The following is a 26,586-nucleotide window of genomic DNA, read 5'->3' on the forward strand; positions in this document are numbered from 1 at the left end:
CGCCTCCATCAGGGCAGTTCACGGTCAATGAGCTCGAACATCTCGTCGTCCGAGGCGGCTTCGAGGGCGTCGAAGTCGGTCGCGCCGGCCGAGTCGCCGGATCCGCCGCCGCCGTTCCACTTCGTCAGCAGGGCGCCCAGCCGTTTGGCGATCCGCTGCCTGCCCTCGTCGTCCGTGTCGAGGGCGGCCAGGGTGGTGTCCAGCCTGGCCAGCTCGCCCAGGACCGGGTCGACGGCGTCCCGCCCCGGCGGGGTCCCGTCGCCGGGGGCCAGCCGTTCCAGCAGGTAGTCGGCGAGTACGGCCGCTTCCGGGTAGTCGAAGACCATCCCGGCGGGCAGGCGCAGACCGGTGGCGGCGGCGAGGCGGTTGCGCAGTTCGACGGCGGTCAGGGAGTCGAAGCCCAGCTCCTTGAAGCTGGCCTCGGCCTGGACGGCGTCCACATCGGCGTGTCCGAGCACCGTGGCGGCGTGGCCACGGACCAGGTTGAGGACGAGTCGGTGTCGTTCGGCCGTGGACAGGCCCGCGAGCCGGGCGCCCCAGTCGACCTGCCGGCCCTCCCCGGCCGCCGCCGCGGTGCGCCGTCCGGCGCCGCCACCGCCGCCGGCCGTGGCGGCCAGGGCGCGCAGCGTGGCGGGCAGGCTGTCGGCGGGCAGTCCGGCGAGGGTGCGGGGGTCCACCTGGGCGGCGACCAGATGGGCACCGCCGTGCTGGACGGCCGCGTCGAGCAGGGCCAGACCGTGCCGGGTGCTGAGGGCGGCCACGCCGGTACGGGACATCCGGGCCAGATCCGCCTCGGCCAGGTGTCCGGTCATGCCGCTGGCGTCGGCCCACAGGCCCCAGGCGATCGAGACACCCGGCAGCCCGACGGCCCGGCGGTGAGCGGCGAGCGCGTCGCAGAAGGCGTTGGCGGCGGCGTAGTTGGCCTGTCCTGGGCTGCCGAGTGTGCCCGCGGCGGAGGAGAAGAGGACGAACATACCGAGCCGCAGTTGGGCCGTGGCCGTGTGCAGATGGGCCGCGGCCGTGGCCTTCGCCGTCCAGACCCGCGCCAGCCGTTCGGGGGTCTGGGAGGTGACCACCGCGTCGTCCAGCACACCGGTGGCGTGGATGACTCCGGTCAGCGGATGTTCGGGGTCGACCCCCGACACCAGCTCCGCCACCGCCGAGGCGTCGGTGACATCCACCGCCGCGAGGCGCACCCGGGCGCCCAGTTCCTCCAGCCGGGCGGCCAGGTCGCGGGCGCCCGGAGCGTCCGGCCCCCGCCTGCTCACCAGCAGCAGATGGCCGATCCCCCAGGCCCGGACGAGGTGTTCGGCGAGGTAGGCACCCAGGGTGCCGGTGCCACCGGTGATGAGGACCGTGCCGTCCGGGTCGACCGCGGCGGGGACGTCGAGCACCAGCTTGCCGGTGTGCCTGGCCTGGCTGAGCTGCCGTAGCGCGTCCCGTGCCCGGCTGAGCGGCCAGGGCCGTACGGGTGCGGGCCGCAGCACTCCGGCGGCGAACAGCTCGCTCAGCTCGTGCAGCATCTCCCCGATGCGGTCCGGTCCGGCGTCGGGGACCAGGTCGAAGGCGCGATAGCGGACGCCCGTACGCACGGCGGCGAGGTGTTCCGGGTCGCGGATGTCGGTCTTGCCCATCTCGGAGAGCCGTCCACCATCGGCCAGCAGTCGCAGGGAGGCGTCGACGAAGGGCCCGGCGAGGCTGTTGAGCACCACGTCGACGCCACGTCCGCCGGTGGCCTCGCGGAACACCTCCTCGAAGTCCAGATCGCGCGACGAGGCCCGGTGCGCCTGGTCGATGCCCATCTCCTCCAGCACCCCGTGCTTCCCGGGGCTCGCCGTCGCATAGACCTCGGCGCCCAGGTGGCGGGCGATCTGCACCGCCGCCATGCCGACGCCACCGGTGGCGGCGTGGATCAGCACCGTTTCGCCGTTTCGCAGCCCGGCCAGGTCCACCAGCCCGTACCAGGCGGTGAGGAACACCACCGGTACGGCGGCCGCCTGCCGGAAGCTCCAGCCGTCGGGGATCGGCACGACCATGCGGGCGTCCGCCACCGCCCGGGGGCCGAACGCGCCCTCGAACAGGCCCATGACCCGGTCGCCCACCGCGAGCCCGGTCACCTCCGGGCCGATGTCCACGACCACTCCGGCGCCCTCGCTGCCTCGGAACACCCCGCCCCCGGGGTACATCCCGACGACGATGAGCGCATCGCGGAAGTTCATGCCCGCCGCGTGCACCGCGATCCGGACCTCTCCCGGCCCCAGTGGCTCGAGCACCTCGGAGCACGGCACGGGCGCCACGTTGTCCACGGTGGACGCGCCCTCCACGGCGAGCCGCCACGCGGGCTGTGCCACCGGGCCCACCAGACCGCCGCTGCCGGGGCCGCCCGCGCGCATCAGGCGGGGTGCCCACACCCGGCCGGAGCCCACCGCCACCTGCGGTTCGTCCAGGGCGACTGCCCTCAGCACACCGTCCAGCACCGCCGCGCCGATCTCGTCGGGGTCGGGCGCGCCGTGCGGATCGCGGTCGAGCAGGATGAACCGGTCCGGGTTCTCCGCCTGTGCGCTGCGCAGCAGCCCCCACACGGCGGCACCGGCTGTGTCCACGGCCCCGGAGCCGGGGTCCTCCGCCACCGGGCCACCGGCCGCGACCGCGCCGTGCGTCACCACCGCCAAGCGGCTCTCGGCCAGCCGGGGTTCGGCCAGCCAGCCCCGCAGCAGGTCCAGGGTGCGCCGTACGGCCGCCAGGGCCTCGGCCTCCGCTGCCACGATGTCCACGGCCGTCGACGAGGCAGGTACGGCGGTCAGCGCCACCGAGGGCACGGGTGTCCCGGCGTCGATCGCCGCGACAAGGGACTCCAGGTCCGGGTGGCGGACCACGCCCGAGGGGGCCCGGTCCAGGCCCTCGGAGCCCAGCGCCACCCAGCCGCCGTCCCCGGCCACCGGCCGTGGCAGGCCCGTGTCCGCGCCGGGCGTCGGCTCGGGGAGCGGGATCCAGTCCAGGGTGAACAGCCCGTCCACGGCGCCTCGTCCGGCGGTCCGCAGCTGATCCGTACGGGCGGGGCGCAGCACCAGCGAATCGACGGTCAGAACCGGGTCGCCCACGGCGTCGGCCACGGCGATCCGCAGCGCCCGCTCGCCGTCCGCGCCCTGCTCATGCGGGGACAGCCGGACGCGTACGGTGGTCGCTCCGGCGGCCCACAGCGCCACCCCGTTCCAGGCGAACGGCAGCCACACCTGGCCGTCGTCGTGCTGCTCCTCGGGACGGCCGGGCTGACCGGGCCGGTCGGTGCGGTCGGTCCGGTCGGTCCGGTCGGTCCGGTCGGTCCGGTCGAGGAGGGACGCCGGGTGCAGCGCGGCGTCCAGCAGCGCCGGGTGGATGCCGAATCCGGCCCGGTCGCCCGCGGCTTCGGGCAACGCCACCTCGGCCAGCACATCCGCGCCGTCGCGCCACAGCTTGCGGACACCCTGGAACGCGGGCCCGTATCCGTATCCGGCGGCCTCGGCACGCTCGTAGAAGCCGTCCATGTCCACCGGCTCCGCGCTCGGCGGGGGCCAGGCCCCGGCGGGCTGGGGTGCCGGTTCGCCGTGGGGGCCGAGCACGCCGACCGCGTGGCACACCCAGACCGGGTCCGCGGTGGTTTCGGCGTCGCGGTCGGGCCGGGAGTACACCCGTACGTCACGGCGTCCGTCGTCGGCGGCCTCGCCCACCACCACCTGGACGCGCAGCCCGCCGGTGTCGGGGAGGACGAGCGGGACCTGGAGGGCGAGTTCCTCCACCGTGCCGCAGCCCGCCTCGTCGGCGGCCCGCAGCGCCCATTCGACCTGCGCCGCGCCCGGGACCAGCCGGGCGCCCGCCACCACGTGTTCGCCGAGCCAGCCCTCGCCGCCACCGGCCGTCAACCGTCCGGTGAGCAGATGGGTGCTGCCGTCGGCGAGTTCCACGGCCGCGCCGAGCATCGGGTGGTCCGCGGAGACCAGGCCGAGGTCGGTGGGGTCGCCACCCCGGCCCGGGGTGGCCTCGAGCCAGTAGCGCTCGCGCTGGAAGGCGTAGGTGGGCAGCGGCACGGTGCGGGGCGCGGGGTCGGTGGGGAACAGGGTGGTCCAGTCGACGTCGGCCCCCGCGGTGAACGCCTGGGCCAGCGACCGCACCAGCTGGGCGAGATCGCCGTGGTCCCGGCGCAGGGTGGGGACGGTGGCGGCGGGGACACCCGCCTCCTCGAAGCTCTCCTGCATGCCCACCGTGAGGACGGGGTGGGTGCTGGCCTCGATGAACACCCGGTGACCATCGGCCAGCAGCGCCTGGATGGCCTCGGCGAACCGCACCCGCTCCCGTAGATTCCGCACCCAGTAGTCCGTGTCCAGCACGGAGCCATCGGCACGGGCACCGGTCACGGTGGAGTAGAACACCGCCCCGGAGGATCCGGGCGCCTCGACCGGCTCAACTCCCCTGAGCAGCTCGGTGAGTTCCTCGGCGATCTCATCGACCTGGGGACTGTGCGAGGCGTAGTCCACCTCGATCATCCGCGCCCGTTCCCCGGTGTCACGGCAGGCCGCCACGGCGGCGGCCACCTGCTCCGGCGGGCCGGACACCACCGTGGAGGCGGGGCCGTTCACGGCGGCCACGACGACGGCGGTGGCGCGGTCGCCGAGCCCGGACAGCAGATCCGTGGCCTGCTCCTGGCCCACACCGAGAGAGGCCATGGCCCCACCGCCGGCCAGTTGGCGCAGCGCCCGGCTGCGCAGGGCCACGATCCGGGCGCCGTCCTCCAAGGTCAGCGCCCCGGCCACGCAGGCGGCGGCGATCTCGCCCTGGCTGTGGCCCACGACGGCGGCGGGCCGCACTCCATGGCCCGCCCATACGGCGGCCAGGGACACCATCACCGCCCAGAGCACCGGCTGCACCACATCCACCCGGCTCAGATCGCCCGCGCCGTCCACGCCGCGCAGCACATCGGTGAGCGACCAGTCGACGTGCGGCGCGAGCGCTCGTTCGCACTCCGCCACCCGGGCGGCGAACACCGGTGAGGCGTCCAGCAGTCCGGCGCCCATCCCGATCCACTGCGAGCCCTGGCCCGGGAAGACCAGCACCGGGCCCGCGCCACCCGTGGTGGCGGCCGTGCCGGTGTGCACGACGCCCGGGTGTGTCTCGTCGGCCGCCAGCGCCTCGACGGCCGCCATCAGTTCGGCGCGGCTCTCGCCGACGACCACGGCGCGGTGGTCGAACAGGGTGCGGGAGCGGATGAGGGACCAGCCCACCTCGACGGGTGGGGCCGAGGGGCCGGTGGTCAGCCGCGCGGCCAGCGCCCGCGCCTGGTCCCGGAGCGCGCCCGCGCCCCGTGCGGACAGCACCCAGGGCACCACCCGGGGGCCACCGGACTCGGGCTCCTGCTCGGTGCGTTCGGCCCGGTCGGGGGCCTGTTCCAGGATCACATGGGCGTTGGTGCCGCTGATGCCGAAGGACGACACACCGGCCCGGCGCGGACGCTCGTCCGTCGGCCACTCGACCGCCTCGGTCAGCAGCCGCACTCCGTCGTCGTCCCACTCCACGTGCGGGCTGGGCTCGTCGATGTGCAGCGAGGCGGGCAGCAGGCCGTGCCGCATCGCCATCACCATCTTGATCACACCCGCCACGCCCGCGGCGGCCTGCGTATGACCGATGTTGGACTTGATGGAGCCGAGCCACAGCGGACGGCCCTCCGGCCGCTCCTGCCCGTACGTGGCCAGCAGCGCCTGCGCCTCGATGGGATCGCCGAGCGTGGTGCCCGTGCCGTGCGCCTCGACCACGTCGACGTCGGCCGGGGAGAGCCGTGCGGTGGCCAGGGCCTGGCGGATCACTCGCTGCTGGGAGGGCCCGTTCGGCGCGGTCAGACCGTTGGACGCGCCGTCCTGGTTGACCGCCGACCCACGGATCACCGCCAGCACCTCACGGCCGTTGCGGCGCGCGTCCGACAGCCGCTCCAGGACGAGCAGGCCGATGCCCTCGCCCCAGCCGGTGCCGTCGGCGGCCGCCGCGAACGGCTTGCAGCGGCCGTCCGGGGCCAGGCCGCGCTGCCGCGAGAACTCCACGAAGGTGTTCGGTGTGGCCATCACCGTGACGCCACCGGCCAGGGCCAGGGTGCACTCCCCCTGCCGCAGCGCCTGCGCCGCGAGATGCATGGCCACCAGCGAAGACGAACACGCCGTGTCCACCGTCACCGCGGGCCCCTCCAGGCCGAGGGTGAACGCCACCCGGCCGGAGGCGATGCTCGGTGTGCTGCCGGTCATCAGCCGGCCCTCGACGCCCTCCGGGGTGCGGCCCAGGAAGCGGCTGCCGTAGTCGTCGTACATGACCCCCGTGATCACCGCGCAGGCGCTGCCACGCAGGCTCACGGGGTCGATGCCCGCGCTCTCGAACGCCTGCCACGCCGTCTCCAGCAGCAGCCGCTGCTGGGGGTCGGTGGCCAGCGCCTCGCGGGGCGAGATCCCGAAGAACTCGGCGTCGAACCTCGGCGCCTCGTAGAGGAATCCGCCCTCGCGGGCGTAGCTGGTGCCGGTGTGGTCCGGGTCGGGGTCGAAGAGGCCCCCCAGGTCCCAGCCGCGGTCCCCGGGGAACTCCCCGATCGCGTCCACGCCCTCGGCCACCAGCCGCCACAGCTCCTCGGGGGAGCCGACGCCGCCCGGGTAACGGCAGGCCATGCCGACGATGGCGATCGGGTCGTCGTCGGTGGCCACGACGGCCGGCGTCGTCGGGAGCGGTGTCCCCGCCGGTGCGCCGGCCAGCCGCTCCCGCAGGAAGCGCACCAGGGCGTCGGGGGTCGGATAGTCGAAGATGACGGTGGCCGGAATCCGGGTGCCGGTGGCCGCGTTGAGCCGATTGCGCAGGTCAAGTGCCGTGAGCGAGTCGAAGCCGAGGTCCTGGAAGGCCCTGCCCAGGTCGATGGCCTCCGGTGCGGGATGGGCGAGCACGGTGGCCACCTGGTCGCGCACCAGCTCTCCGATGAGCCGGTCCTGCTCCTCGGTGGACAGCCCGGCGAGCCGCCCGGACAAGGAGCCCGGCCCGGTGTTCCGCGCGGCCCGCGCGGGGACGTGCACCAGCCGCCGCAGCACGGGCGGAAGTGGCCCGGCGGCGGCCCGGGTGCGCAGCGCCGCGAGGTCGAAGCGCGCGGGGACGAGCGTGGGGTGGTCGGTGGTGAGCGCCGTGTCGAGCAGCGCCAGCGCCTGCTCGTCGGAGACGGCGGCGATGCCGGAGCGGGCCATCCGGGCGAGGTCCGCGTCGTCCAGGTGGCCGGTCATGCCACCGGCGGACGCCAGCAGCCCCCAGGCCAGCGTGTGGGCCGCCCGCCCTTCGGCGCGGCGGTGTTCGGCGAGGGCGTTGAGGAACATGTTGGCCGCGGCGTAGTTGGCCTGGCCACCGTTGCCCATGATGGAGGCGGCGGAGGAGAACATCACGAACGCGGCCGGATCCATGTCCCGGGTGAGCCGGTGCAGATGCCATGCGGCATCCAGCTTCGGGGCGAGGACGGTGTCGAGTTGCGCGGGCGTCATGGCGGTGACCACACCGTCGTCGAGCACCCCCGCGGCGTGGACGACGGCGGTCAGCGGATGCTCTTCCGGGACGGTGGCGAGCAGGGCGGCCACCGCCTCGGGGTCGGCGGCGTCGCACGCGGTGACACGTACGTCCGCCGCGCCCAGCGCGGTCAGTTCGTCCGCGAACGCGTCGATGTCCTCCGTGATGCCACCGCGCCGGCTGACCAGCAGCAGATGGCGGGCGCCGTGTGCGGTGACCAGATGGCGGGCCACCAGCCGGCCCAGCGCTCCGGTGCCGCCGGTGATCAGTGCGGTGCCGTCCGGGTCGAGGGCGCGGGGCGGGGTGTCCTGGCCGGGGCGGACGGTGACCAGACGGGGCACGTGGGCCGTTCCCGCCCGCACCGCCACTTCGGATTCGGCAGCGGCGACGGCGGCCGGAAGGGCGGTGCGCAGGGCATCGCGCGACGCGGGGTCGTCGTCCAGGTCGAGCAGGAGGATGCGCTCGGGGTGTTCGGCCTGGGCGGCGCGGACCAGGCCCCATACGGGCGCGGTGGTCAGGTCGGCGGGCGCGTCTCCGGGGCCGGTGGCGACGGCGCCACGGGTGGCGATGACCAGCCGGGCCCCGCTGAATCGCTCGTCCGTCAGCCAGGTGCGCAGGTCGCCGAGGATGTGATGGACCGCCGCGCGTACGCGGCCGGGCGTCTCGTCGGGGTGTGATGAGGTGTCCGGTGCGCCGGGGCATTCGAGGACGACGATGTCGGGGGCGGGCTGTCCGCCGTCGAGGGCGGCCCGCAGGGCGGCCAGGTCCGGATGGGACGGGAGGGCCGGGTCCGGGTCCCGGGATCCGACGAGCGCCCAACTCGCCGAGGGCAGGGCGGTGCCTGGGTTGGTGTCGGTGTCGGTGTCGGTGGAGACCGGATACGGCTGCCAGTCCAGGCGGTACAGCGGGGCGTCGGCCGTGGCGGCGCGGGCCGAGCGCCAGCGGTCGGCTGAGACCTCCCGCAGCCCGAGGGCGTCGATGGTGGCCACGGGCGCGCCGTGGTCGTCGGTCAGCCTCAGGGTGATGGTGTCCGGGGCGGTGGGGGTGATGCGTACGCGCAGCCGGGTGGCGCCGGTGGCGAAGAGCCGCACCCCGCCGAAGGAGAACGGCAGCCGGACGGTCCCCTCGGCGCCGTCCGGCGCGTGATCACCTGCAAAACGGCCGGAGCCGCCGAAGAGCTCCTCCACCGGGTGCAGGGCGCTGTCGAGCAGGGCCGGGTGCAGCCCGTAGCCGTCGGCCTCACCGCGCCGTTCGGGGGCCAGACGTACCTCGGCGAACATCTCCTCGCCCAGCCGCCATGCGGAGTGCAGCCCCCGGAAGGCGGGCCCGTACGCGTACCCCTGCGCGGCCAGGCGCTCGTACAGGTCCGCCACATCGACCGGGACGGCCCCGGCCGGTGGCCAAGCCGTGGCCGACGACGGCTCGTCGGCGGGCGGTGGTGTGGCCGCGTCGGACAGGAGGCCGGTGGCGTGGTGGCGCCAGGCGGCCGGGGCCTCCAGGGCATCGCCCCCCTCGTCGCCGGGGCGCGAGGCGATGGTGACGGTCCGTCGTCCGGTCTCGTCGGGTGCGGTGACGGCGAGCTGGATCCGTACCGCGCCGGAGGCGGGCAGGACCAGCGGGGTCTCCAGAGTGAGGTCGTCGATCAGCTCGCTGCCGGTGTGCGCGGCGGCGAGGAGGGCCAGCTCCAACAGGGCCGTACCGGGCAGGGGCACGCTGTCCGCGATGGTGTGGTCGGCGAGCCAGGCGTGGGTGTGCGCGGACAGCCGTCCGGTGAGCAGCAGCCCGCCATCGGGCGTTTCCACGGCGGCCTGGAGCAGGGGATGCCCGGTGGCGCCGAGGCCGACGGCGCGTACGTCGGCGGTGGCGTTCGGGACGGGCCGCCAGTACCGCTGCCGCTGGAACCGGTAGGTGGGCAGGTCGACATGGCCCGCGTACTCGGGGAGAGCGGCGGCGAAGTCGACCGTGCCGCCGTCGATGTGCGTCAGGGCGAGCGCGGTCAGCAGCGTACGGGGCTCGTCGCGGCCCGGGCGCAGGACGGTGGCGAACACGGGCGCGGTGTCCGGGGTATCGGCGGAGGTCGGGTCGGCGGCCAGGGCGTCCTGGGCCATGGTGGTGAGGACGGCGTCCGGCCCGAGTTCGAGGTAGCGCGTCACGCCTTCGCCGTGCAGGGTGCGCAGCCCGTCGTGGAACCGTACGGGCTCGCTGACGTGGCGCACCCAGTACTCGGGGTCGCGGAGCTGCTCGGGGTCGGCCTGCCGACCGGTGATGTTGGAGATCACCGGGATGCGCGGGGCGTGGTAGGTGAGCCGCCGCGCCACCTCGCGGAAGTCGTCGAGCATGGGAGCCAGGAGGGGCGAGTGGAAGGCGTGGCTGACCCGGAGCCGCTTGGTGCGGTGGCCCCGTTCCTTCAGGGTGCGGACGATCTCGTCGACGGTTTCGGCGGCGCCGGACACGACCACCGAGGTGGGGCCGTTGACCGCGGCGAGCGCCACGCGGTCCTCATGGCCCGCGAGCAGAGGGAGGACCTGCTCCTCTGTGGCTTCGACGGCGGCCATCGCGCCGCCGGACGGCAGCGCCTGCATCAACCGGCCGCGAGCGGCCACCAGTTCGCAGGCGTCCGGCAGGGACAGCACGCCCGCCACATGCGCCGCCACCAGTTCGCCGACGGAGTGTCCGGTCAGGAACGAGGGGGTGAGGCCGAACGACTCGACGAGCCGGAAGAGCGCCGTCTCCAGGGCGAAGAGGGCCGCCTGGGTCACACCGGTACCGTGCAGGGCCCGCGCCTGGTCGGTGTCCTCCGCCGCGAAGAGGATCTCGCGGAGCGGCCGGCCGGGCAGCGGATCGAGATGGGCGCAGACCTCGTCCAGGGTGGCGGCGAACACCTCGAACGTCCGGTACAGCTCACGGCCCATACCGGGCCGCTGGCTGCCCTGCCCCGTGAACATGAAGGCGGTGCCGCCGGAGCGGGTCGGCGCCGTGGCCCGGATCAGCCCGGGGTGGCTCTGGTCGTCGGCCAGGGCCCGCACGGCGGCCAGCAGCTCGGCGCGGTCCTCGCCGATGGCCACGGCACGGTGTTCGAAGGCCGAGCGAGTGCGGGCCAGCGACCAGCCCACATCGGCCACGGGCAGCGCGGGGTGGGCGGTGAGATGGGCGGCGAGCGCCTCGGCCTGGTCCCGTAACGCCTGGCCGGTGCGGGCGGACACCGCCCAGGGCACCACGCGGCTCGCCGTCTCCGCGGCGGTCGGTTCAGGGGCCCGGTCCGACGCGGTGGGCTCGTCGGCGGGGGGCTGTTCGAGCAGCAGATGGGCGTTGGTCCCGGAGATGCCGAAGGAGGACACCGCGGCCCGGCGGGGCCGCTCGCCACGCGGCCATCCGACGGCTTCGGTGAGCAGGCGTACGGCGCCGGTGTCCCATGCCACGTGGGGCGTGGGCTCGTTGACGTTCAAGGTGGCGGGCAGCGTCTCATGTCGCATCGCCATGATCATCTTGATGACACCGGCCACGCCCGCGGCGCCCTGGGGGTGTCCGATGTTGGACTTGACCGATCCCAGCCACAGCGGCCGGTCCTCGGTACGGTCCTGGCCGTAGGTGGCGAGCAGCGCATCGGCCTCGATGGGATCGCCGAGGCGGGTTCCGGTGCCGTGCGCCTCCACGACGTCCACCTCGGCCGGGGACAGCCGTGCGTTCGCCAACGCCTGGAGGATGACGCGCTGTTGGGAGGGTCCGTTGGGCGCGGTCAGGCCGTTGGAGGCGCCGTCCTGGTTGATGGCCGAGCCCCGGATCACCGCCAGCACCCGGTGGCCGTGGCGCCGGGCGTCGGACAGCCGCTCCAACAGCACCAGGCCCACGCCCTCGGAGAAGGCGGTGCCGTCGGCGTCGGCGGAGAACGCCTTGCACCGGCCGTCGGGGGCCAGCCCGCGCTGCCGGGAGAACTCGGTGAAGACGTTCGGGATGGCCATCACCGTCACCCCGCCCGCCAGGGCCAGGGTGCACTCGCCCTGCCGCAGCGCCTGACCGGCCAGGTGCATCGCGACCAGCGAGGACGAGCACGCCGTGTCCACCGTGACGGCCGGCCCCTCCAGGCCGAGGGTGTACGCCACCCGGCCGGAGAGCACACTGGGCGCGTTGCCCGTCACCAGATAGCCCTCGGCGCTCTTCTCGATGTGCGGGGTGCCGAAGCCGGGCAGCGCGGTCCCGGCGTACACGCCCGTCGAGGTGCCCTTCAGCGAGACCGGGTCGATTCCGGCGCGTTCGAGGAGCTCCCAGGCCACCTCCAGCAGCAGCCGCTGCTGCGGGTCGATGGCCAGCGCCTCGCGCGGGCTGATCCCGAAGAACTCGGGGTCGAAGCGGTCGGCGTCGTAGAGGAAGCCGCCCTCGCGGGCGTGGCTGGTGCCGGGCTGGTCCGGGTCCGGGTGGAACAGCCCTTCCAGGTCCCAGCCGCGGTCGTCGGGGAACTCCCCCATCGCATGCGCGCCGGAGGCCAGGAGCCGCCACAGCGCCTCGGGTGTGTCGGCCCCGCCGGGGTAGCGGCAGGCCATGCCGATCACGGCCACCGGCTCCTGGGAGCGGTCCTCCAGCTCGCGCAGCCGCTGACGCGTTTCGTGCAGATCGCCTGCCACTCGCCTCAGATAGTCGACCAGCTTCTCTTCATTAGCGTGCGTCACGGAGGATCACCCGGCCTTCAGCGAAGGGCGCGCCACGTTGTTCATGACAGGCCAAGTTCGTTGTCGATGAAATCCAGAACCTGATCGGCGGTCGCCACCTGCAACCGCTCCACGGCAGTGCCGTCGTCCGGCTGCGCCGACGAGCACATCGCCTTCCACTTGGACAGCAAGGTCTCCAGCCGGGCGGTGACCGCACCGGAGTCCACGTCCTCGACGCCGACGGCCGACAAGCTGTTCTCCAGCCTGACCAGCTCGTTCAGGACGGGGTGGGGCTGGGCCACGTCGGGGCCCGGGGCGCCCGGCTCACCGTCCGGGGAGAGCTCCCGGCGCAGATGCTCGGCCAGCACCGCCGCCTCCGGGTGGTCGAAGACGAGCGCCGCGGGCAACCGCAGCCCGGTGGCCGCGGCCAGCCGGTTGCGCAACTCCACGGCGGTCAGCGAGTCGAAGCCGAGGTCCTTGAACGACGCGTCCGGCCGCACCACACCCGGATCGGCGTGGCCGAGCACGGTGGCCGCCTGGGTGCGCACCAGGTTGAGCAGCAGCCGGTGCTGTTCGGCGGACGGCAACCCCCTGAGCCGGCCCGCCCAGTCGGTGTTCTGTCCACCGGTGGCGGCCGTGGGCCGGGCCCGCCCGCTGCCACCGACGGTGGCGAGGGCCCGTAGGGGGGTGGGAAGGGTGCCCGGGACCTGAGCGGCGAGGGAGCCGGTGTCCAGATGGAGCGCCAGCAGATGCGGATGGCCGTGGTGGCAGGCCGCGTCCAGCAGCGCCAGCCCCTCCTCGGTGCTGTTGGCCGTGATGCCCAGGCGGGCCATCCGGGCCAGATCGGCGTCGGCCAGCCGCGCGGTCAGGCCGCTGGTGGCCGCCCAGAGTCCCCAGGCCACCGACAGCCCCGGGAGGCCATGGGCCTGACGGTGGGCGGCAAGGGCGTCGCAAAACGCGTTGGCGGCGGCATAGTTGGCCTGGCCGGGGGTGCCGAGGTCGGAGGCGAAGGAGGAGAACAGGACGAACATGCCCAGCCGCAGCTGCGCGGTGGCGGTGTGCAGATGGGCCGCCGCCGCGGCCTTCGCCGCCCAGGCCCGCGCCAGCCGCTTCGGATCCTGCGAGGGAAGCATCGCGTCGTCCAGCGCCCCCGCCGCGTGCACGACGCCGGTCAGCGGGTGCGCCGGATCGATGCCCGCGAGGGCCTCGGCCACCTGGACGGCATCGCCGACGTCGCACGCGGCGACGCGTACGTCGGCCCCCAGGTCGGCGAGCTGGGCCACCAGCTCCTTCGCCCCGGGCGCGTCGGGGCCACTGCGGCTCATCAGCAGCAGATGGCGGATGTTCCAGGTACGGACGAGGTGCTCGGCGACGTGTGCGCCGATGGTGCCGGTGCCACCGGTGATGAGCACGGTGCCGTTCGGGTCCACCGGGGCAGGAACGTCCAGCACCAGCTTGCCGGTGTGGTTGGCCTGGCTGAGACACCGCAGCGCCTCACGCGCCCGGCCGAGCGGCCACGCCCGTACCGGCGGCGGCTCGAGCACACCGGATGCGAACAACTCGCCCAGCTCACACAGCATTTCGCCGATACGGTCCGGACCGGCATCGGCGATCAGGTCGTACGCGTGGTAGCGGACACCGGGGTGCTCGGCCGCGATCAGCTCCGGGTCGCGGATGTCGGTCTTGCCCATCTCCAGCATCCGTCCGCCCTCGTGGAGGAGACGGAGCGAGGCGTCCACGAACGCACCGGCGAGGCTGTTGAGCACCACATCGACGCCCCGGCCACCGGTGGCCTCACGGAACGCCTCCTCGAAGTCCAGATCGCGTGACGAGGTCCGGTGGGCCTGGTCAATGCCCATCACCTCCAGCGCCCCGTGCTTCGCCGGGCTCGCCGTCGCGTAGACCTCGGCGCCCAGATGCCGGGCGATCCGCACGGCGGCCGTCCCCACACCACCGGTCGCGGCGTGGATCAGCACGCGCTCGCCCGCTTGGAGCCCGCCCAGCTCCACGAGCCCGTACCAGGCGGTGAGGAACACAACGGGGGCGGCGGCCGCCTGCCGGAAGGTCCAGCCTTCGGGGATGGGCACGACCGTACGGGCGTCCGCCACGGCCAGCGGGCCGAACGCGCCCTCGAACAGGCCCATCACCCGGTCGCCCACGGCGAGCCCGGTCACGCCGGGGCCGGCCTCCCGCACCACACCGGCGCCCTCGCTGCCACCGAACACCGCGTCCCCGGGATACATCCCCAACACCATGAGTGCGTCGCGGAAGTTGACGCCCGCGGCGTGGACATCGATGCGCACCTGGCCCTCTCGCAGGGGCTCCAGCACCTCCGGGCACGCCACCGGCCGTACGCTGTCCACCGTCCCGGCGCCCTCGAGCCCGAGCCGCCACGCGGACTGCCCCACGGGGGCCACCAGGCCCGCGCTCGGCGCGGCGCGCACCAGCCGGGGCATCAGCGCCCGCCCCGCGCGCAGGGCCAGCTGTGACTCGTCCATCTCGATGGAGCGCGCCACGGCGTCGGTCACGAGGTCGGCGGACACCTCGGCGTGAGGGTCGAGATCGAGCAGCAGGAAACGACCCGGATTCTCGGCCTGTGCGCTGCGCACCAGACCCCAGACGGCTGCGCCCGCCACGTCCACGCTTCCGGCCGCGGGGTCAACGCCACCCGGGTCGTCGCCGGTCGCGACGGCGCCGCGTGTCACCACCACCAACCGGGCCTCGGCCAGGCGCGGCTCGGCAAGGCAGCTCTGCAACAGCTCCAGGGCCCGCTCCGCCGAGGCCAGCCCGTCGGCCGCCATCCCGCCGGCGCGGGCATGGACCGCCTCGGCGGACTCGAGTGCCAGGACGACGGCGGGGGCGGGAACGCCCGTGTCGAGCGCGCGGATCAACGCCTGCGGATCCGGATGGCATACAGCGGCGGACCCGGCCGGAGTCCGGTCCTCGGGCCCCAGGATCACCCAGTCGGTGTCATCGGCCGGGTGATCCCCGGACCGCCGCCCGTCGCCGTTGGGCGGCGCGGGAACCGGCAAGGGGGCCCAGTCCATGACGAACAGCCCGTCCACGCCCGGCCGTCGCGCCGTACGGAGCTGATCGGCCTCGGCGGACCGCAGCACCACCGCGTCGGCGCTCAGCACCGGTGCACCGAGGGCGTCCGCCACGGTCACCCGCAGCGTACGTTCCCGCTCCGCGCTCGGTTCGTACGGAGAGATCCGCACCCGTACCGTGCTCGCCCCGGCCGCCCACAGCGACACCCCGTTCCAGGTGAACGGCAGCCACACCCGGCCATCGGGCGACTCGGCGTCGCTCGGTGACCCATCGGTCAGCAGAACGGGATGCAGTGCGGCGTCGAGCAGCGCCGGGTGGATACCGAATCCCGTCCGCTCCCCCGCGGCCTCGGGCAGCGCCACCTCGGCCAACAGGTCCGCACCGTCCCGCCATACGGCGCGCAGCCCTTGGAAGGCCGGGCCGTACGCGTACCCCGACGCTGCGATGTGCTCGTAGAAGTCCACGGGGTCGATCGGCTTCGCACCCGCCGGTGGCCATGCGCCGCCCAACTCCTCCACCGGCGTGGAGCCATCGGGAGGTGGGCTCAGCACGCCCTCCGCATGGCACACCCACCCGGCCGCCGTGTCGGCGCCGTCGTCGGGGCGCGAGTACATCCGCACATCGCGTCGGCCATCGGCGCCCGGCCCGCCGACGACCACTTGCAGGCGCACCCCGCCGCTGGGCGGCAGCACGAGCGGTATCTGAAGCGCCAGCTCCTCCACCCCACCGCAGCCAACCTCATCGGCCGCCCGCAGCGCCCACTCCACCATGGCCGTCCCGGGCACCAGGGCCGCGCCCGCCACCACGTGGTCGGCGAGCCAGCCATGGGATCGCGCGGACAGGCGTCCCGTCAGCAGATGGCCCTGGCCGTCGGCGAGCTCCACGGCGGCGCTCAGCAGCGGATGGCCCGCGGCGACCAGTCCGAGGTCGGTGGGGTCGGCGCCCCGGCTGCTGAGGCCGTCGAGCCAGTAGCGCTGGTGCTGGAAGGCGTACGTGGGCAGATCGACCGTACGAGGGGTGGGATCGGCCGGGAACGCGGGCCTCCAATCCACCTCCACCCCGGCGATGAACGCCTGGGCGAGGGAGTGCAGGAGCTGGGCCTGGCCACCATGATCGCGACGCAGGGTCGGTACGGCGACCGCGTCCACACCCGCCCGCTCGAAGGACTCCTGCATTCCGAGGAGCAGCACCGGATGGGTACTGGCCTCGATAAACACCCGATGCCCATCCGCCAGCAACGCCTCGACCGCGTCAGCGAACCGCACCCGCTCCCGCAGATTCCGCACCCAATAGCCCGCATCCAGACCAGCCGCATCAACTCGACCACCGGCCACCGTCGAATAAAACGCCACCTCACCCGCACCACCGACAACCGGACGGACACCGGCCAAAACCTCAAGCAACTCCTCACGGATCCCCTCCACCTGAGGACCATGCGAGGCATAGTCCACCTCGATCAGCCGGGCCCGCTCCCCCGCCTCCTGACACCCGGCCACCACCGCGGCCACCTGCACCGGCGGACCAGACACCACCGTCGATGACGGCCCGTTCACGGCCGCCACACCCACACCAGCCGCCCGATCGCCAAGCTGCGACAGCAGTTGCCCCGCCCGCTCCTCACCCACACCGAGCGACGCCATCGCCCCACCACCGGCCAACCGCCGCAACGCCTTGCTCCGCAACGCCACAACCCTCGCACCGTCCTCCAACGACAACGCACCCGCAACCACAGCCGCCGCGATCTCCCCCTGGCTATGACCCACCACCGCCGCAGGACACACCCCATACCCCGCCCACACCGCCGCCAACGACACCATCACCGCCCACAACACCGGCTGCACCACATCCACCCGCCCCAAATCCGCCGCACCCTCCACCCCACGCAACACATCCGAAAGCGACCAATCCACAAACGGCCCCAGCGCCCGCTCACACTCCGCCACCCGCGCCGCAAACACCGGCGACACCCCAAGCAACTCCGCACCCATCCCCACCCACTGCGAACCCTGCCCCGGAAACACCAGCACCGGACCCACATCACCCGCCAACGCCGCCACGCCCGACCGCACCACACCCGGATGCGACCCACCCCCCGCCAACGCCTCCACACCCGCCAACAACCCAGCCCGATCACCACCCACCACCACCGCCCGATGCTCAAACACCGACCGCGTGGCGACCAACGACCACCCCACATCCCCAGACGACAGCTCAGACGCACCCCCCACCCGCTCAGCCAACGCCCCAGCCTGCCCCCGCAACGCCTCCACACTCCGCCCCGACACCACCCACGGCACCACCCCACCCACCACAGACGACGGCGCCGCCACATCCTCCTCAGGAGCCTGCTCCAGGATCAGATGGGCGTTCGTGCCGGAGATGCCGAACGACGACACCGCCGCACGGCGGGGCCGCTCCAGGCGGGGCCACTCCACCGGCTCATTCAGCAGCCGCAGTCCGCTGCCCTCCCACTCCACATGCGGGGTGGGCTCGTCCAGATGCAGGTTCGCGGGCAGTCCGGGGTGCCGGAGTGCCATCACCATCTTGATCACGCCCGCCACGCCCGCCGCCGCGTGCGTATGGCCGATGTTGGACTTCAGCGAGCCCAACAGCAGTGGCCGGTCGGCGGGGCGGTTCTGGCCGTACGTGGCGATCAGGGCCTCGGCCTCGATCGGGTCGCCGAGTTTGGTGCCGGTGCCGTGTGCCTCGAGGGCGTCCACATCGCCCGGGCCCAGCCGGGCGTTGGCCAGCGCCTGGCCGATGACGCGTTCCTGGGCCACGTCGTTGGGCGCGGTGAGGCCGTTGCTGGCGCCGTCCTGGTTGATGGCCGAGCCCCGGATCACGGCAAGCACCCGATGGCCGTTGCGCCGGGCCTCCGACAGCCGCTCCAGCACCACCAGCCCTACGCCTTCGGAGAAGCCGGTGCCGTCCGCGTCGGCGGCGAAGGACTTGCACCGGCCGTCCGGGGCCAGTGCGCGCTGCCGGGAGAACTCGGTGAACATGATGGGGGTGGCGAGCGAGGTGACACCGCCCGCCAGGGCCAGGGTGCACTCGCCCTGCCGTAGCGCCTGCACCGCCAGATGCATGGCCACCAGCGAGGCCGAGCAGGCGGTGTCCACCGTCACCGCCGGCCCCTCCAGACCGAAGGTGTAGGCCACCCGGCCCGAGATCACACTGGTGAGTCCGCCCGTGGTGGCGTAGCCCTCGAATCCCTCGGGGATGCGCGGGGCGCGGGAGAGGTAGTCCTGGCTGGACACACCGGCGTAGACACCCGTGCGGGTCCCCTTCAGCGACACCGGATCGATACCGGCACGCTCCAGGGACTCCCAGGCCATCTCCAGCACCAGCCGCTGCTGCGGGTCCATGGCGAGCGCTTCCCTTGGGCTGATGCCGAAGAACGCCGCGTCGAAGCGGTCCGCCTCGACGAATCCACCCTGGCGGACACAGCTGGTGCCGTAGTGCTCCGGATCGGGGTGGTAGAGGTTCTCCAGGTCCCAGCCACGGTCCGTCGGGAAGTCCCCGATCGCGTCGACACCCGAGACGAGCAGTTCCCACAGCTCCTCCGGGGAGGTGACCCCGCCGGGAAAACGGCAGGCCATGCCGACCACGGCCACCGGCTCATGGGAACGCTCCTCCACCTCGCGCAACCGCAGCCGCGTGTCGTGCAGATCGGCGGAAACGCGCTTGAGATACTCGACCAGCTTCTCTTCGTTCGCCATGAGGGTCACCCGGCCTTCAGCGATCGTCGCGCCCGGCACATTCAGGACACACCAAGCTCGTTGTCAATAAACTCAAGGACCTGATCCGCGGAGGCGGACTCCAGCCTCTGGGCCGCGCTCATCTCATCCGTCGGCTGCCGTGGCACATGCGTGCTCGGAGGGACGATCGCGGTGGGGGTGGCGTCGGTGCCGTCGGAGGTCAGCCGTCGCACCAGGTGGTGGGCGATGCCCTCCGGGGTCGGATGTCTGAAGATCAGGGCCGCGGGCAGCCGCAGACCCGTGGCGGCCGCGAGGCGATCGCGCAGTTCGACGGCGGTCAGGGACTCGAAGCCCAGCTCCTTGAAGCTGGCGTCGGCGTGCACCGCCTCGGCATCGGTGTGCCCCAGCACGGTGGCGGCGTGGTCGCGCACCAGGCCGAGGAGGGTGCGGTAACGCTCCACGGCCGACAGCCGTGCCAGCCGGGCGGCCCAGTCGACGGACGACGCTCCAGCGGCGGCAGCGGCGGCGCGCCGCCGTACGCTTCCGCCACCGGCACTCTCGGTCGCCACCCGGCCGGTGTTCAGGGAGCGCAGCTGATCGGCGTCGGCGGGACGCAGCACCAGCGCATCGATCGTCAGCACCGGGGCGCCCACGGCATCCGCGACGACGACCCGCAGTTCACGCTCGCCCTCGGGCTCGGCGGTCCGCGGACGGGGGGTGAGTCGGACGCGTACGGCGGTGGCCTCGGCCGCCCACAGGGACACACCGCTGATGGCGAACGGCAGCCACATCCGGCCGTCGCCCTCCTCCGCCCGGGTCCGGTCCATCCGTTCCATGCCGTCCATCAGCAGCGCCGGATGCAGCACCGCGTCCAGCAGGGCGGGGTGAATACCGAAGCCACCGGGCTCACCCGCGGCCTTGGGCAGCTCCACATCGGCCAGCAGATCCGCGCCGTCCCGCCACACCGCGCGCAGCCCCTGGAACGCGGCGCCGTAGCCGTATCCGGATGTGGCGATCCGTTCGTAGAACCCGTCGGTGTCCACCGGCCGCGCTCCCGGCGGGGGCCAGGTCCCGGGCAACTCCCCCGACCGGCTTTCCGGTACGGCGGGGCCGAGGACGCCCACGGCATGGCACACCCAGTCGGTGTCGCCCCCCGTGCGCAGGCTGTCGTCGGGAAGGGAGTAGATCGCGATGTCGCGGCGTCCGTCGTCGGCGGGTGGACCCACCACCACCTGGACACATCGGCCGCCCGTCGCGGGCATCACCAGCGGCAGCCGCAGCGCGAGCTCCTCCACCGCACCGCAGCCGGCCTCGTCGGCCGCCCGCAGCGCCCACTCCACCAGTGCGGCTCCTGGCACCAGGGCCACGCCCGCCACCACATGGTCGGCGAGCCAGCCATGCGTCTGCGGGGAGAGACGTCCGGTCAGCACATGGCCACTGCCGTCGGCGAGCCGCACCGCGGCGCCCAGCAGCGGGTGGTCCGCGGCGACCAGGCCGAGGGCGGCGGGGTCCCCGCCGGGCCCGCTGGGGGCGTCCAGCCAGTAGCGCCGGCGCTGGAAGGCGTACGTGGGCAGATCGACCGTACGGGGCGGGGGGTCGGCCGGGAAGGCGGCCGACCAGTCCACCTCGGCACCGGCGATGAACGCCTGCGCGACCGACTTCGTCAGCTGGGCCAGGTCCCCGTGGTCGCGCCGCAGGGTGGGCACCGCGGCAGCGCCGATCCCGGCGTGCTCGAAGCCCTCCCGCATCGCCATGGTGAGGACGGGATGGGTGCTGGCCTCGATGAACACCCGATGCCCTGCCGCCAGCAGCGCCTCGACGGCATCGGCGAACCGCACCCGCTCCCGCAGATTCCGCATCCAGTAGTCCGTGTCCAGCACGGAGCCATCGGCCCGGGCACCGGTCACGGTGGAGTAGAACACCACCCCGGAGGATCCGGGCGCCTCGACCGGCTCAACTCCCCCGAGCAGCTTGGTGAGTTCAGCGGCGATCTCATCGACCTGGGGGCTGTGCGAGGCGTAGTCCACCTCGATCAGCCGCGCCCGCTCGCCCGCGTCCTGACACGCGGCCACCACAGTGGCCACCTGCTCCGGTGGCCCGGAGACGACGGTGGACTCGGGGCCGTTCACCACGGCCACCACGACCGCGGCGGCCCGGTCGCCGAGCCCGGACAGCAGATCCGTGGCCTGCTCCTGGCCCACGCCGAGGGAGGCCATGGCCCCGCCCCCGGCGAGCCGCCGCAGGGCCCGGCTGCGCAGCGCCACGACCTTCGCGCCGTCCTCCAGGGACAGCGCTCCCGCCACCACGGCCGCCGCGATCTCGCCCTGGCTGTGGCCCACCACGGCGGCGGGGCGCACACCGTACTCGGCCCATACGGCGGCCAGGGACACCATCGCCGCCCAGAGCACCGGCTGCACCACATCCACCCGGCTCAGCCCGGCGGCGCCTTCGGCTCCCCGCAGGACATCCGTGAGCGACCAGTCGACGTGCGGCGCGAGCGCTCGTTCGCACTCCGCCACCCGGGCGGCGAACACCGGTGAGGCGTCCAGCAGTCCGACGCCCATCCCGATCCACTGCGAGCCCTGCCCGGGGAACACCAGCACCGGGCCCGCGTCAACGGCCGCGCCGGAGCGGGTGGCGCCCGGGCCCACCACGCCCGGATGCGTCTCGTCGGCCGCCAACGCCGCGAGGGCGGCGGTGAGTTCGCCACGGTCCGCGCCGACCACCACCGCACGGTGGTCGAAGGCCGTCCGGGTGGTGATCAGCGACCAGCCCACGTCCCGGGGCGACGGTGTGTTGTCGGCGGCCGTGTGGGCGGCCAGCTCCCGGGCCTGTCCGCGCAGGGCCTCGGCGCTGCGGGCGCACAGCACCCAGGGCACCGGCCGGTCGTCCGCGTCCGGCAGCGCGCCGCTGGGGGCCGGTTCCGGCTCGGGGGCCTGCTCCACGATCAGATGCGCGTTGGTGCCGCTGATGCCGAAGGAGGACACGCCCGCGCGGCGAGGGCGTTCGTCGCGCGGCCAGTCCACCGGCTCGGTCAGCAGCCGCACCGCGCCGCCGTCCCAGTTGACGTGGGGGCTGGGCGCGTCGATGTGCAAGGTGGCGGGCAGCAGTCCGTGCCGCATGGCCATCACCATCTTGATGACGCCCGCCACGCCGGCCGCGGCCTGGGTGTGGCCGATGTTGGACTTCAGCGAGCCCAGCCACAGGGGCCGCTCTTCCGGCCGCTCCCGCCCGTACGTGGCGAGCAGGGCCTGGGCCTCGATCGGGTCCCCCAGCGTGGTTCCGGTGCCATGGGCCTCGACGGCGTCCACGTCGGCCGGGGACAGCCGGGCGTCGGCGAGGGCCTGGCGGATCACCCGCTGCTGGGAGGGGCCGTTGGGCGCGGTCAGGCCGTTGGAGGCGCCGTCCTGGTTGACGGCCGAGCCCCGGATCACCGCGAGCACCCGGTGGCCGTTCCGCCGGGCCTCGGACAGCCGCTCCAGGAGCAGCAGGCCGACGCCCTCGCCCCATCCGGTGCCGTCGGCGGCGGCCGCGAACGGCTTGCACCGCCCGTCGGGGGCCAGGCCGCGCTGGCGGGAGAAGCCGGTGAACATGCCGGGTGCGGCCATCACCGTCACCCCTCCGGCCAGGGCGAGCGCGCACTCGCCCTGCCGCAGCGCCCGCACCGCGAGATGGATCGCCACGAGCGAGGACGAACACGCCGTGTCCACCGACACCGCGGGCCCCTCCAGACCGAAGGTGAACGCCACCCGGCCGGACACCACACTGGGGGTGCCGCCGGTCAGCAGATGGCCGTCGAGCCCCTTGGGCGCCTCGTGCAGCCGGGGGCCGTAGTCCTGGGGCATCACTCCGACGAACACCCCGGTGGGGCTGGACTGGAGGGCGGTGGAGCGGATGCCCGCCCGTTCGAAGGTCTGCCACGCGGTTTCCAGCAGCAGCCGCTGCTGTGGGTCGGTGGCGAGCGCCTCCCGGGGGCTGATCCCGAAGAACTCCGCGTCGAACTCCGGTGCGTCGTAGAGGAAGCCGCCCTCGTGGGCGTAGCTGGTGCCGGGGCGGTCCTGGTCGGGGTCGAAGAGTCCGGCCAGGTCCCAGCCGCGGTCCCGGGGGAACTCCCCGATCGCGTCGACGCCCTCGGTCACCAGCCGCCACAGCACCTCGGGCGAGTCGACGCCGCCGGGGAAGCGGCAGCCCATGGCCACCACCGCGATCGGCTCGTCGGCGTCGCACGCCGCGGGAGTCGTCGGCGCGGGCGGGGTGGCGGCAGGGGTGATGTGGGCGCGCAGGTGGTCGGCGACGGCCAGGGGCGTGGGGTGGTCGAAGGTGAGCGTGGCGGTCAGGGGCAGCCCGGTGGCGGCGCCGAGCCGCTCGCTGAGTTCGGTCGCCGCGAGAGAGTCGAAGCCCAGCTCCTTGAAGGTGAGGCCGGGATCGATGGCATCCGGCTCGGAGTGTCCGAGGACGAGGGCCACTTGGGTCCGTACGACCTCGAGCGGGTCCCGGCCCGGCGCCGTGTCGCGGGGCCCGGCCGTCTCTCCCACGGGCGCCGCCTGGTCCGGGGCGGCCTCCGTCCCGGTGGTGTGAGTGCCCCGCGCGATGGGTTCGGGTGAGGTGGTGGGCCAGTAGCGGTCCCGCTGGAAGGCGTACGTCGGCAGGGAGACCCGCTGCCGGGGGTGCCCGGCGCAGGCCCGGTCCCAGGCCACTTCGGCGCCGCGGACATACGTCTGGGCCATGGCGGCGGCGAAGGTGCGTACCTCGGGCCGGTCGCGGCGCAGTGCCGCCACCGCGGCCGGGCGTGGCCGCCCGGGGGCCGGACCGGGCCGCCCGGGGGCCGGACCGGGCCGTGCGGGGGCCGGACCGGGGCGTGCGGCGAGGCATTCGCGGGTCATGGCGGTGAGCGGGGCGTCCGGTCCGAGTTCGAGGAAGGTGGTGACACCGGCGTCCAGGAGGGTGTGCACTCCGTCCATGAAGCGCACCGCGTGGCGGGCGTGCCGGGCCCAGTAGTCCGGTGTGGCGAGCTCCGAGGCGGTGGCGAGCCGTCCCGTCACATTGGAGACGATGGGAATGGCCGGTGCGGAGAAGGTCAGCCCGGAGGCGACGGCACGCAGTTCGTCGAGCATGGTGTCCATGTGCGGCGAGTGGAAGGCATGGCTGACCTTCAGCAGCCGGGCCTTGCGGCCGCGCTCGCGCCATGTGGCGGCGGTCGCGTGGACGGCGTCGTGGTCACCCGAAATCACCACGGACGAAGGCCCGTTGACGGCGGCGAGGTCCAGCCGGTCCTCCCACCCGGCGAGCAGTCCCGCGGCCTCGTCCGCGTCGGCCTGGAGCGCGGCCATGGCGCCCTTCGCCGTGATGGCCTGCATCAGCCGGCCGCGGGCGGCCACCAGGGTGCAGGCGTCGGGCAGGGTGAGCACACCGGCCACATGGGCCGCGGCGATCTCGCCGACCGAGTGGCCCATCAGATGGCCGGGGGTGAGCCCCCAGGATTCGGCCAGCCGGTAGAGCGCCACCTCGATGGCGAACAGCGCGGGCTGGGTGTACGCGGTGCGGTCGAGCAACTCCGCTCGCGGGGACGGAGGTTCGGCGGACAGCACATCGCGCAACGGCTCCGGCAACTGCCCGTCCAGACAGTCGCACACCTCGTCCAGCGCCGCGGCGAAGACCGGATAGGCGGCGTGGAGCTCACGGCCCATGGCCGCTCGCTGGCTGCCCTGGCCGCTGAAGAGGACGGCGAGACCGCCGTCCGTGGCCCTGCCCCGCATCACTCCGGCGGTCTCCGTGCCGTTGGCCAGCGCGTCCAGTCCGCTCAGCAGCTCGTCGGCGCCCTTCCCGAGGATCACGGCGCGGTGGGCGAAGGCGGTCCGGGTGGTGGCCAGGGAGTGTCCGATGTCGGCCGGGGAGAGGCCGTCGTGGTCCGCCAGATGGTCCCGTAGCCGCTCGGCCTGGGCGCGCAGCGCCGCGGGGGTCTTCGCGGAGATCGGCCAGGCCACGACCGGGGGCGCGAGGGTGTCGGCGGGGGCGGGCGCGGATACGGGTGCGGGCGCGGGCGCGGGCGCTTCGCCGAGGACGAGATGGCAGTTGGTGCCGCCCATGCCGAAGGAGCTGACCCCGGCGAGCAGCGGCCGGTTCGGGCGGGGCCACTCGCCGAGCCGGTCCTGGACCCGCAGCCCGAGTTCGGCCAGCGGGATCCGTGGGTTCGGAGTGGTGAAGTGGAGGCTGGCCGGGAGCAGTCGGTGGGTGATGGCGAGGGCGGTCTTGAGCAGTCCCACGATGCCCGCGGCGCCCTCGAGGTGGCCCACGTTGGTCTTGGCGGAGCCGACGAGCAGCGGTGTGCCGTCGGTCCGTACGGTGCCGAGCGCGGCGCCGAGTGCCGCCGCCTCGACGGGGTCGCCGACGGGGGTTCCGGTGCCGTGCAGCTCGACGTACTGGACCGCGTCGGGTAAGACTCCGGCCCGCCGGTGGGCGGTGCGCACCACGTCCTCCTGGGCCGCCGGGCTGGGGGACGTCAGCCCGTCGGTGGCGCCGTCGTTGTTGACGGCGGTCGCGTGGATGACGCAGTACACCGGGTCGCCGTCGCGTACGGCCGCGGCGAGTGGCTTGAGGAGGACCGCCGCGCCGCCCTCGCCACGGACGAATCCGTTGGCACGGGCGTCGAAGGTGTGGCAGCGCCCGTCCGGGGAGAGCCCGCCGAACTGGGCGGCGGCGGCCGCCATGCTGTCCTCGGTGAGGATGAGGTTGACGCCTCCGGCCAGGGCCAGGGTGCACTCCTGGCGGCGCAGGCTCTCGCAGGCGGTGTGCACGGCCACCAGCGAGGAGGACTGTGCGGTGTCGACGGTGAGGCTGGGGCCGCGCAGACCGTAGCCGTAGGAGACCCGGTTGGCGATGATGCTGCGGTGGACACCGGTCATGGCGTGCCGGGTGGCCGCGGTGGCGTCCCGGCGCAGCAGTGCGGCGTACTCGTCCCAGATGGCGCCGACGAACACCCCGGTCGGGGTGTCCTTCAGCGTGCCGGGGCGGATTCCCGCGTCCTCGAACGCCTCCCAGGCGAGTTCGAGCATCAGCCGCTGCTGCGGGTCCATGGCCGTGGCCTCGCGGGGCGAGATGCCGAAGAAGGAGGCGTCGAAGGTGTCGACGCGGTCCAGGAAGCCGCCGTACCAGGTCGGGGCCGCCCGGCCGGAACCGTCGCTGACGGGACCCTCGGCGGCGGGACCGTCGGGGGCGGTGCCCTCGGTGACGGAGCCATCCGTGGCAGAGCCATCCGTGGCAGAGCCATCCGTGGCGGAGGCGCCGGTCCGGCGGCGGTCGTCCGGCATGGTGGTGATGGCGTTCCCGCCCTGCCGCAGCAGCCGCCAGAAGGCCGACGGGCTGGGTGCGTGGGGCAGGCGGCAGGCCATCCCCACCACGGCGATGGGCTCCGGGTGCTGAGGTGTGCGAGTGGGCTCGGCGCTATCCATCGCACCCCATACGGCGCTCGGCGAACGGCTGCGTGTTCGTGGTCATGGGCGGCACTCCCGCTCCGGATTGTTGATCGGTGCGAGCACGTGGCCCATCGTGGGGCGCGGTTCTAAAGCAAGACCAAATAGGCCACGGCCGGTGACTTTAGAGACGCGTTACCGGAACCCCGGACGATCGCTTGAGCGGGTGAGCCTTTATGTGCC

At 73.9% G+C, this 26,586-nt stretch carries 3 protein-coding genes; all 3 read right to left on the reverse strand.

Annotation, left to right across the window (positions count from 1 at the left end; translation table 11 throughout):
• Positions 1-8: 8 nt before the first annotated feature.
• The 3 genes from KHP12_RS08265 to KHP12_RS08275 are packed head-to-tail and all read right to left on the reverse strand — an operon-like array spanning position 9 to position 26,382.
• The gene (locus KHP12_RS08265; RefSeq protein WP_211832317.1) at positions 9-12,209 is read right to left on the reverse strand and encodes a type I polyketide synthase; all 12,201 of its coding nucleotides are present in this window, start codon (positions 12,207-12,209) and stop codon (positions 9-11) included.
• A 41-nt stretch (positions 12,210-12,250) separates the two neighbouring features.
• Positions 12,251-18,955, reverse strand: coding sequence for a type I polyketide synthase (locus KHP12_RS08270; RefSeq protein WP_211832321.1), 6,705 nt, complete (start codon positions 18,953-18,955; stop codon positions 12,251-12,253).
• A gap of 41 nt (positions 18,956-18,996) precedes the next feature.
• Positions 18,997-26,382, reverse strand: a complete 7,386-nt coding sequence (locus tag KHP12_RS08275; RefSeq protein ID WP_246648475.1) for a type I polyketide synthase — start codon at positions 26,380-26,382, stop codon at positions 18,997-18,999.
• Positions 26,383-26,586: the final 204 nt, after the last annotated feature.

Origin of the sequence: Streptomyces asiaticus, from assembly GCF_018138715.1 — a bacterium.
Classification (GTDB): domain Bacteria; phylum Actinomycetota; class Actinomycetes; order Streptomycetales; family Streptomycetaceae; genus Streptomyces; species Streptomyces asiaticus.